This is a genomic window from Corynebacterium sp. KPL4035, assembly GCF_037908325.1.
In the GTDB taxonomy this organism is placed as follows: domain Bacteria; phylum Actinomycetota; class Actinomycetes; order Mycobacteriales; family Mycobacteriaceae; genus Corynebacterium; species Corynebacterium kefirresidentii.
Map to the genome: position 1 here is coordinate 1 of NZ_JBBMGF010000020.1, position 10,774 is coordinate 10,774.

At 56.3% G+C, this 10,774-nt stretch carries 11 protein-coding genes; 10 read left to right on the forward strand and 1 reads right to left on the reverse strand.

Translation table 11 applies throughout. The annotated features are described in order from the left end of the window. The 10 genes from WMP96_RS11475 to WMP96_RS11520 all read left to right on the forward strand — a co-directional run. Window positions 1–346 (forward strand): divalent metal cation transporter (locus WMP96_RS11475; protein WP_340433562.1); only part of this gene is annotated, 346 nt, incomplete at its 5' end. Between the two features lie 20 nt (window positions 347–366). Then, window positions 367–792: an NUDIX hydrolase gene (locus tag WMP96_RS11480; protein ID WP_011117483.1), complete on the forward strand. Its 426-nt coding sequence runs from the start codon at window positions 367–369 to the stop codon at window positions 790–792. Window positions 793–810: 18 nt separating this feature from the next. After that, window positions 811–4,161, forward strand: coding sequence for a MobF family relaxase (mobF, locus tag WMP96_RS11485; protein WP_011117484.1), 3,351 nt, complete (start codon window positions 811–813; stop codon window positions 4,159–4,161). A gap of 143 nt (window positions 4,162–4,304) precedes the next feature. Next, window positions 4,305–4,571: a ribbon-helix-helix domain-containing protein gene (locus WMP96_RS11490; RefSeq protein WP_011117485.1), complete on the forward strand. Its 267-nt coding sequence runs from the start codon at window positions 4,305–4,307 to the stop codon at window positions 4,569–4,571. Between the two features lie 129 nt (window positions 4,572–4,700). Next, window positions 4,701–5,291, forward strand: a complete 591-nt coding sequence (locus WMP96_RS11495; RefSeq protein WP_010993829.1) for a ParA family protein — start codon at window positions 4,701–4,703, stop codon at window positions 5,289–5,291. Further along, window positions 5,288–5,554, forward strand: a complete 267-nt coding sequence (locus WMP96_RS11500) for a hypothetical protein (protein WP_011117486.1) — start codon at window positions 5,288–5,290, stop codon at window positions 5,552–5,554. The genes WMP96_RS11495 and WMP96_RS11500 overlap by 4 nt, the downstream gene beginning before the upstream one ends. Window positions 5,555–6,012: 458 nt before the next feature. After that, window positions 6,013–7,464, forward strand: coding sequence for a replication initiation protein (locus WMP96_RS11505; RefSeq protein WP_010993828.1), 1,452 nt, complete (start codon window positions 6,013–6,015; stop codon window positions 7,462–7,464). Window positions 7,465–7,747: 283 nt separating this feature from the next. After that, complete coding sequence (locus WMP96_RS11510; protein ID WP_148086566.1) at window positions 7,748–8,008, forward strand: hypothetical protein; 261 nt, start codon at window positions 7,748–7,750, stop codon at window positions 8,006–8,008. A gap of 331 nt (window positions 8,009–8,339) precedes the next feature. Beyond that, window positions 8,340–8,960, forward strand: a complete 621-nt coding sequence (locus tag WMP96_RS11515) for a recombinase family protein (RefSeq protein WP_023022028.1) — start codon at window positions 8,340–8,342, stop codon at window positions 8,958–8,960. 557 nt (window positions 8,961–9,517) lie between these two features. Further along, complete coding sequence (locus WMP96_RS11520; protein ID WP_023022048.1) at window positions 9,518–9,673, forward strand: hypothetical protein; 156 nt, start codon at window positions 9,518–9,520, stop codon at window positions 9,671–9,673. Between the two features lie 13 nt (window positions 9,674–9,686). Here WMP96_RS11520 and WMP96_RS11525 read toward each other — a convergent pair whose 3' ends face one another. Further along, window positions 9,687–10,376, reverse strand: a complete 690-nt coding sequence (locus WMP96_RS11525; RefSeq protein WP_023022049.1) for a 3'-5' exonuclease — start codon at window positions 10,374–10,376, stop codon at window positions 9,687–9,689. Window positions 10,377–10,774: the final 398 nt, after the last annotated feature.

Here is a 10,774-nt window from a genome sequence, read left to right on the forward strand (position 1 = left end):
GGCCAGCGGCCTCGCCTCGACGTCAGTGGGCGCCTACGCCGGCTCCGAAATCATGGACGGCCTGCTTCACATCAAGGTCCCCCTACTAGTCCGCCGCCTGGTCACGCTCATCCCGGCGCTGGTCATCATCGGCTGCGGGGTCGACCCCACTATGGCACTGGTGGTCAGCCAGGCACTTCTTTCCCTGGGCATCCCCTTCGCCATCATCCCGCTTTTCCGCTATGCCGGCTCCCGGGACGTCATGGGTGAGTTCGCCGCGAAACCCTGGTCTATGGCCGTGGGCTGGACGCTTGCCGCGCTGGTCATCGCACTCAATCTCGCCCTCGTGCTCCTGCCGCTGCTCTAGGCCGCCTACAATCAGCAGCCATGATTGAAGTAGCAGCCGTCGTCATCCGCAACCCACAAGGCCACGTGCTTACCGTGCGCAAGAAGTCCTCCACCAAGTACCAACTGCCCGGCGGCAAGCCCGAGGCGGGCGAGGCGCTTGTCGACGCCGCCCTGCGCGAAGTTGCCGAAGAAGTAGGCCTCACCCTCGACGCCGAGAGCCTCAACAAACTCGGCACCTTCGACGCTCCCGCCGCCAACGAACCGGGCGAGGTCGTCGTCGGCACCATCTTCACCTACACCCGCACCGTCACCGCCGACGAACCCCATGCCGCCGCCGAAATCGGCGACACCGCCTGGGTCAACCCAGCAGCCCCTGACCGCGACCTATGCTCGCTGGCGCGCCCAGTTTCATGGTACATTTGCAACAAGTTGCCCAATGGGGTGTCCAGGTGGTCGCCGTGGTGATTGACAGGAGGTGGCGGCGTGCTGACTATCGCGAAGATGGGTGCACATTCCGTGGCCTATTATCAGTCCACGGTTGATGAGAATCGGGGGCCGGATTCGTACTATTCCGAGGACGGAAAGCAACCGGCTTCGGTGTGGCTTCGGGGTGAAAAACTCTCCGAGGTTTCGGCATTTTTGGGCACTGACAACGGTGCGATTGTGTCGGGAAAAACGGTTGAGAATTGGTTCAATAAGGCGGTTGCTCCGAGCGGTGCGGGGCTTGGAAATGCTCCGCGAAAGGATAGTGTTCCAGGCTTCGATCTGACTTTTTGTGCGCCGAAATCTGTCTCCTTGTTGTGGGGTATGGGTGCAGATTCTGACGTGCGTGGCATCGTCGATGAGGCCCACCAGGCGGCAGTATCCCAGGCGCTGGATTACTTGTCGGAGCATGCCGGCTACACGCGAAAGCAAGTAAAAGAGCCGGCCGGAAAACGTCTTGTCGTTGAAAAGTTGGCGGGTATTTCGGGCGTGAAATACGAGCACCGCACTTCACGTGCGGGCGACCCGCACGTGCATTCACACGTGTTGTTGGCGAATAAACAGCTATGCCGAGACGGCAAAGTTCGCACGCTCGATGGGGTGAGTTTGTACCATGAGGCGCGCGCGGCAGGCATGGTGTATCAAGCCACGGTGCGTGAAATCTTGAGCCAGAAACTCGGCGTGGAGTTCGGCGACGTGGTCAATGGATGCGCTGAAATTGTCGGTCTTGATGACCCAGAATTGATTGCGTCGTACTCGACCAGGGCGCGTGAAATCGACCAGTGGCAGGCCGACAATGGGCTTGAAACCCGTGCGGCCTATGAGCGTATCGCGCAGAAAATTACCCGGCGTACCAAGGACACCGACACCCCACTAGAGGAGTTGGAAATCGAGTGGGCGCGTGCTGAACACGGCGCGCAGGTGCGTGAGTTTGTGGCCGGACTTGAGCCGAAAAATGAAGCAGATGCGCGTGAATCTTCCGAGGATTTCTTGCCGAAACCGTCCCAAATTTTGGCGGAAGTTGCCGCAGAACGCTCCACGTTTACCCGCGCTGATGTAGCCGAGAAAGTAGCAGAACTTATCCGCCCCGGTGCCATATCCCCGGAGGATATGACGGTTACGGTTGAGGGGCTGGTTGATGCTGCGTTGGCTGCGCACGGTACATGGTCGGTGACCCCGGAGAAGTCCCGCGAGCTGGATAGTACCCAGCGTGAAGGTTCGCAGAAGTACACCACTGTCGAGGTGGTCGACGAGGTTGAACGTGGCGTTGATATGGCTACCGCGCGCGTGGAGCGCGGGGTTACCGCCGAGTCGATTCAACCGGTTGAGGGTGAGCTTTCGCCTGCGCAGGCTGATGCTATGCGCGCGGTTGTCGGCTCTGACTATTTGGCTTCTGTGGTGGTCGCACCGGCTGGTGCCGGTAAAACGTCTTCACTTAAATCTGCACATCACGCATGGAATATGGCGGGCAAGCATGTTATTGGTCTAGCTCCCACCGGCAAGGCGGCGGATGTGATGGTCGGTGAGAATGTGGCTGATGAATCCATGACGATTGCGCGTGCTTTTGTTGGCACAGACGATCTGATACCGGAGCATACAGCGGTGAAGCTGGGCTGGAACCGGGACACCGTTGTGGTTGTTGATGAAGCCGGTATGGTGTCTAACCCCGATACGATCCGTGTGCTGGAGACTGCCACTGCTGCCGGCGCGCGCGTGGTCTTTGTGGGAGACCCAGAACAATACTCGGCGGTGAAAGCTCGTTCTGGCTTGCTGGCTACCTTGTCTCATGAATTGCCTGATGCCGTTGAGCTACGCGAGGTGTTCCGCCAGCGTGATGCGGGTGAGCGTGAAGCATCGAAGTGGCTGCGCGGTGGCGAGGAAGCAGACGTTTCTCGTGCCGCCGAGTGGTACATGCAGAACAAGCGCCTGCACGCAGGATCGGTTACGGCAATGATGGACGATGCGTTGGCCGGGTGGCGTGATGATACTGCCGCAGGAAAGCAGTCCTTGCTGGTTGCAGCAACCCGCGACCAGGTCACTGCGCTCAATGCTGCGGCGCAGAAGATTCGCGCCGAGCGCGGCGAGATTAACCCTGAGCACCGCCTAGGTCTGTCCGATGGACTGACAGCCGGTGTCGGTGATGTCATCCTGACTCGTCGCAACGATGCGAAGTTGGTGACCAGCAACGGCGATGTTGTCCGCAATGGTCAACGCTGGGTCGTTGATTCCATCGGGAAAGACGGTTCCATTACGGCCCGACGGTGTGATGATGATTTAGCCACTGTGACACTAAACCGCGACTACCTCGATAAACACACCCAGCTGGGCTATGCCGCTACTGGGCATAGTTCCCAAGGCGCGACCGTGGATGTGGCCCGCGTTGTTGCTGGTGTGGGCAACCTAGATAAGTCCAGTGTTTACGTTCCTATGACCCGTGGGCGTGAGGGCAACTTCCTCTATATCGCCGAGACCCAGCCGGGAGATACCGAGACCGGGCATGGCCAGGTGAGCCAGATTATCCGTCGTGAGTCTGACGAATACGCCCGCGACCTGCTGGTGTCCGCAGGAATGCGCGAGCAAGGCGATAAGACACCCCAGGCGCTGTTTGGGCAGGCCAAGCAGGATTGGGAGCTGACCAAACTCGTCAACCAGCCTTCCCAAACGGATACCGATAACCCGTTTTTCGGCACCGACATGGGTGAGTACATGCGCAGCTTTGCCGCTAAACGCGAAGCGCGCTTTGCTGACTTCCATGCTCGCGCCCAGGCCAACAACGCCGATGAGGTGCCAGAACCGGAATCAGGCAACGAGTACAGCGTTACACCGTCCAATGACGCCGTGGAGCGTATCGATGCCGAGATAGAACGGGTAAACACTCAGCTTGAGACGCTGCGTGGTGAGTACGACCAGGCTAACCAGCAGGTTGAACAGCTCGGACAGCAGTATTCCAAGCAAGATGCTGTAGTGCGCGAGTTCGAGGACACGAAGAACTCGAGGGGCTTTTTCGGCAGGCTACGCCACGGCAACAACGACCAGGCCCTCCTAGACGAAGCAATCACCGTGCGCGACAAGGTAGCTGCATCCTATGACCAGGCCGTGGACTATCGCGACAGCTTTACAGATCCGATTCGCCAGCTTAAGACCGAGCTAGACGAACTGCGCTCCCAACGCAGCGACGAGCAGGCGCTACAGAACACCCTGGACGTCCTCGACTCACTCGGTATTAGTACCACCGCAGATGATGAGATGCTCGCCCGGTTCCACCAGCAAGCCGCCACAGATAGCGACTACGACAGCGACCAAGACAACTGGCTCGATGACACCCCGGAGAACGACAGCCCGGAACTGTAGAAAATTTCGCGCGCCCTTGTGGACTCCGGACATATGGTAAACAATGTTTACGAAAGCAAATAACGCTCACGAGAAAAAGAGTAGGACTGCCAAAGACAGTACGTAAACAATGTTTACGACAGGCAAGGGAAGGACTTACGTCAATGGTTCAAGGACCCCACCCCTCCGGGCGCGTGGTATCTGTACGCATGCCAGAGGACATCATCGAGCGCCTAGACACACTGTGTGCTCGCACCGGACGCAGTCGTGGTTTCTACCTCAAGATGGCAGTAACAGCGATGCTGCCCCAATTGGAGGGATACCACTGGGAACACGTCGCTGCGGACTTCGAAGAAAAGAGCATTGAAAACGAGTTTTACCGCATCATGCTTGCTGGACTTTCTGCCGAGTCTGACGATAAAGAAAAATAAAAGTGCTATCTGCCTGCTCTTTTGTCTTTACAGGCACCTGTAAAAATGTATTACTGTAAACCTGTAAAGCAGTACTTACTTAAACCTGTAAAGTGGTAGGGGCAATGATTTATACACCTAGGAGAAGCCATGATCATTACCGCCATTAACGCCAAAGGCGGCGTTGGCAAGACCACCACAACGATGTTTCTTGCCACGGTTTTCGCCCACCGAGGAAAGACCGTGACCGTAACCGACCTAGACCGGCAGGGCTCGGCACTGGAATGGTCTGAACGCGCAGAGGATGGAGGTGATCCTTTACCGTTTGAGGTTGAGCTGTCCATCCCCAAGCGCGTCGATAGGCAAGCAGCGCTCGTCGGAGACGATGAGTTCATGTTCATCGATGTGCCGCCAGGAGACGAGAACGCTATCGAAGCAGCAATCGCAGTCAGCGACTTCATCATTCTTCCGACCCGTTCTGCTGCTGCCGACCTCTCCCGAGTATGGGAGCTGCGCGACGCAGTCAACGGAACACCTCATGCAGTCTTACTGACGTTCGCCAGGAAAGGCACCAGCGCCCTTGACGCGGCACGAGAAGCGCTCGACGCGGAACACATGCCGCACTTTAAAACCGAAATCCCGCTACGCGAAGATATGCACCTAGCGTTTGGATACTGCCCAGGCCCCGACATGCACGGCTACGACCACGTCGCCGACGAACTCATGGAGATGATGAAATGAGCACCAGTAAAGAACGCGCCAGGGCGCAGCAAGGCCCGCGAACCTCAATGAAAAAAGCCACGAAGCTAACTCCAGCAGCCGAGAAGAAAACAGTGCGAAGCGCATTCCACCAACCCACAGGCCGCGACTACGTCAAGAAGATGACGATTGAAATCGACCGCGACCTTCACGCAGAACTTAAAGTCATCGCCGCCCAAAAAGGCGTGACCATCCGCGAGATTGTTAGCACCTACCTCGAAGAATACGTCCACAACAATAAATAAAGGTTTACAGGCATACAGCAATACAGTAATACAGGTTTATGGCACCTGTATTACTGTATTGCTGTATACCTATTGCTCTGGATAATTCGCCACCGTATGGGTAAATCTGCGCACGCTTTTTCTGCGTATCGGTAAATCAGCGCAGAGTGTGTGGTAAATCTGCGCAACCGCTTTCGTTGTATGCGTAAATATGCGCAGCCTGAACTGGGAAAAGTCCCGTGATGGTAAATCTGCGCAGACAGCCCTGTGCAGCTGAAACGCGGTTACGTATAGCTTGCCATATGTCTAGCCATACGTAACCGCAGGTAAAAGGCATATTTTTCGCGTGTCATGGCTAGTAAATAACACCGGTGTCATTTAGAGTCAGGGAAAGACAATGAAAAACGAAGAAAGCCACCGGGCGGCAACCCGATGACTTTCGCTTATCACCCAGCACACACCTGGGAGAAAGCACGGTCATGAGTTTACAGACTCATGCGCAGAATGCGCACACTAAAACACCTACCCGCGTCGAGCGCGACCGTGGTGGACTGGACAACACCCCAGCATCTGCCAGTGACCGCGACCTTTTACGCGATCATCTAGGCCGCGATGTACTCCACGGTTCAGTCACACGAGACTTTAAAAAGGCCTATCGACGCAACGCTGACGGCACGAACTCGCCGCGTATGTATCGCTTCGAGACTGATGCTTTAGGACGGTGCGAGTACGCCATGCTCACCACCAAGCAGTACGCCGCCGTCCTGGTCGTAGACGTTGACCAAGTAGGTACCGCAGGCGGTGACCCCGCAGACTTAAACCCGTACGTCCGCGACGTGGTGCGCTCACTGATTACTCATAGCGTCGGGCCAGCCTGGGTGGGTATTAACCCAACTAACGGCAAAGCCCAGTTCATATGGCTTATTGACCCTGTCTACGCTGACCGTAACGGTAAATCTGCGCAGATGAAGCTTCTTGCAGCAACCACGCGTGTGCTGGGTGAGCTTTTAGACCATGACCCGCACTTTTCCCACCGCTTTAGCCGCAACCCGTTCTACACAGGCAAAGCCCCTACCGCTTATCGTTGGTATAGGCAGCACAACCGGGTGATGCGCCTTGGAGACTTGATAAAGCAGGTAAGGGATATGGCAGGACACGACCAGTTCAACCCCACCCCACGCCAGCAATTCAGCTCTGGCCGCGAACTTATCAACGCGGTCAAGACCCGCCGTGAAGAAGCCCAAGCATTCAAAGCACTCGCCCAGGACGTAGACGCGGAAATCGCCGGTGGTCTCGACCAGTATGACCCGGAACTTATCGACGGTGTGCGTGTGCTCTGGATTGTCCAAGGAACCGCAGCACGCGACGAAACAGCCTTTAGACATGCGCTTAAGACTGGCCACCGCTTGCGCCAGCAAGGCCAACGCCTGACAGACGCAGCAATCATCGACGCCTATGAGCACGCCTACAACGTCGCACACACCCACGGCGGTGCAGGCCGCGACAACGAGATGCCACCCATGCGCGACCGCCAAACCATGGCAAGGCGCGTGCGCGGGTATGTCGCCCAATCCAAGAGCGAGACCTACAGCGGCTCTAACGCACCAGGTAAAGCCACCAGCAGCGAGCGGAAAGCCTTGGCCACGATGGGACGCAGAGGCGGACAAAAAGCCGCACAACGCTGGAAAACAGACCCCGAGGGCAAATATGCGCAAGCACAAAGGTCGAAGCTTGAAAAGACGCACCGTAAGAAAAAGGCTCAAGGACGATCTACGAAGTCCCGTATTAGCCAAATGGTGAACGATCAGTATTTCCAGACAGGGACAGTTCCCACGTGGGCTGAAATAGGGGCAGAGGTAGGAGTCTCTCGCGCCACGGTTGCTAGGCATGTCGCGGAGCTAAAGAAGAGCGGTGACTATCCGGACGTTTAAGGGGTCTCATACCGTAAGCAATATACGGTTCCCCTGCCGTTAGGCAGTTAGATAAAACCTCACTTGAAGAAAACCTTGAGGGGCAGGGCAGCTTATATGCTTCAAAGCATGACTTCCTCTGTTCTCCTAGACCTCGCAACCCTCCGCCATAACCTCACCGAATTCAAAGTGCGCTGGCTTGCCCATATTGAGGAATGGAAAGCAGAAAACCGACCAACGACTAGCTCAATGCTTGTTCGAATAGGCCGCACTCATGTCGCGGGGGCGGCCTATTGTCGAGACCATGAGCTTCCTTACCGAGTACAACGAACCCCGCGACCTGAGCCTGATTGATACTTCTCCCGCCAAGCTGGAGGGGGATTGCTACGAAGTGGCCAGCGCTTTGCGCGCCGCCGCCCGCTTTCTCGAAGTCCTCAACCAACTACCGGGCACTCCCGCAGTGCGTGACTGGCAAGGCGACGCAGATGAGCTAATAAACATCGCGAAGGCGCTTACCGATGACGCCGCAGAGTTTTTTAGCGACCAAGACTCGCAACAAAACTAACGTCCCGCTCCTGTTGCGGAACCACGTCGCGTGGTTATGCTCTTGGTTAGTCAGTAGTGCTGGCAAGGGGGCTTAACTTATTTACCCTCCCGAGTAAGCCCCTTTGGTTGCCCCGCTGGCACAGAGGGAGCCATCCAGCGCGTGCATGATAGGGGCACGCTCTGGGTGGCTTTCCCTAAGAGTCCAAGCGTTACTTACTTACGGTGTGGGCCAGACCGCAGCTGCTTCCAACAACGTTCTCCCAGTAAGGAGCTTTCTAGGGTATACGCTAAGTGAACAGTTTGGGAATTACATGCATCGTGTTTAATTCACTGTTCGCTAGGGTGGGTTTATGAGTAATGAAACAGAACCGTCACTACCTCTAGACATTCCCGAACAACCAGAGGTGGTTACGGGTCAAAAAATCGGTTACGCGCGTGTGAGTTCCAAAGACCAGAATCTTGACCGACAGTTGGCGGCGTTGAAGAAGGAAAAAGTCTTCCGCGTCTTCACCGACACGGTGAGTGGTTCGTCTACCCAGCGCCCCGGCTTAGATGGGGCGCTTAATTATGTGCGTGCCGGCGATCAACTCATTGTGGTGAGCATGGACAGGCTTGCCCGCTCGCTTATCGACCTCCACCGACTGGTCGATGAACTCGCCGAACGCGGAGTATCCGTGAAGTTTTTGAAGGAGGGGCAGACCTATTCATTAGATTCCAGTCCGGTGGCCAAGCTCATGCTCGGTCTACTCGGGTCGGTGGCGGAGTTTGAGCGTTCGATTATTCGTGAGCGCCAGGCCGAAGGTATCGCGAAAGCCAAGGCGCGCGGTGTGTATAAGGGGCGGGCGAAAGTCCTCAACGAGGAACAAGTAGTGCAGGCGCGCGAGTGGGTGAGCGAGGGGGTTCCGAAAGCGGAGGTTGCCCGCCGCTTCGGCATTGGGCGCACCACACTGTATAAGTACCTCACCCAATAACCCTAAACGGTCAATGACCACACTTAGATTTTGAATAAATGCAGGATGTAGGGCACTTCTTCACAATCTCAGGGTGTGTGCACACCCGGTTGATACAGTACTAATGGTCCACAAGCACCCCGCCTTGCGTGGGTGTGTGGCTTCCTCGTCGGTGCGCGGTTGGTCCGCGCGTTCACGTGGGCTGTTTCCGTGCGTCTTGTTAGGCGAGGGGACGACCCTACGACGTAAGGGAGGTAGACGATGGGTAGACACTCATTGGATACACCCGGTCGCAAGAAAAAAGACCCCGCCACCACGGGGACAGCAATCCTTAACGTGGTGAGCGGAGTCCTTAACGTTGCGACCGCAACAGTGAAGCTAGTTAACGCCTTGCTTCACTTGGGCCTTTAGGTCCGATAACCTCAGCCGACTGGTACTCGGTTGGGGTTATTTTTATGTCCCAGTCTGACTGCGTGCGCGACAATCAGGCTGTTCGTCTTTAGTGTAGGCAGCGCGCGCAGCAGCTGCAAGAACTACGAGTAATACGCGGCACTATACCTATTGTTATAGGTATTGCTATGGGTTTAATTCCTGCTGGTAGTAGCCGCTTATGGCCGATGCTTATGCCGGTAGAGCAAGGGGAGGAGTACGCCAGCTACCGCACGATTAACCTGCGTCAGGTTGCTTCTGCTGGGCGTAACCCGGTCTCTGTGGAGATGTGGGAGCACCCCTAGCCAGAGCACGGGATTAGCGGCGTGTGGCGGTGGGCTTGCAAGGTAGTCCCCAGCCGGTGGTGTGGGCGGCGTTGAAGGTGACGGCCTGGTCGATGATTTGGCGTGCAATCTTGGCCGCTTCGCGTCCGAAAAGTTTGTTCAGCATCTGTCCGGTGGCGGTCGCGTCGGCGATAGCCGCGTGGGACTGCGGGTTATTCAGCCCAACATGGTCAAGCAGGGAAGCGAGTTTGTAGGAGCGCAGGGACACCATTTGCTTAGCCAGGGCGATGGTATCTACGAATGGGAAGTACACGTCCTCCCCGTCTGGGATGATGCGCTCGGCTTCAGCAAGAATCATCTTGGAATCAAATGGGGCGTTGTGTGCCATGAGCACCAGCCCATCTACACGTGTGGCGAACTCGGTGTAGACCTCTGGGAAGGTGGGGGCGTGGGCGACATCAGCATTGGTGATGCCGTGGATGTGGGAGTTTTTAATCTGCTTGCCGTCAGGATTAATCAACGTGTGCCACTGGTCGACAAGCCGGAAAGATTCATCAAAGCGGGCGACGGCAATTTCAATGATGCGGTCGTAGCGCTTGTTAAACCCCGTGGTCTCTGTGTCAATGACGGCAAAGACTGGCCTGCCCGCCTGCGGGTGGGCAGCGTTGTCTAGAGCGTTGTCTAGGTGGGTGAGAGTCTCGCGGAGTCGGTTGAAAAAGTTCATGCCCACCACACTACGGAGTGTCCCGGACACGCCCTGGTGGGCGTAGAGGGGAGTGGGCGGATGTGTCAGGTCGTCGAAATTGGGGAGAGGTTTATTTTTGGATTGTTTTTCTTTTCTCGTGGGGCAGTGAGAATGCGTGTGTGCCTTGAGTAGTGGAGTGTTTGGTGGCAACCAAATCTATTGATTTGGGCGGCAGCCCAACGAGCCGCAAGGCGAGGCGGGAGCCTAAACCGTAACCCGTAGTGAACGGTTTTGTTGGTTGATCACCCCTGGGTATAGAGATACAGGGATATAGTTATAAGCCACCTGTGAAAATAGATAAACGTGCAGGTTAAACCCTGTGAATAACTGCCTCAATGAGGGTAAATCAGCGCACGCGTGAGGGTAAATCAGCGCAC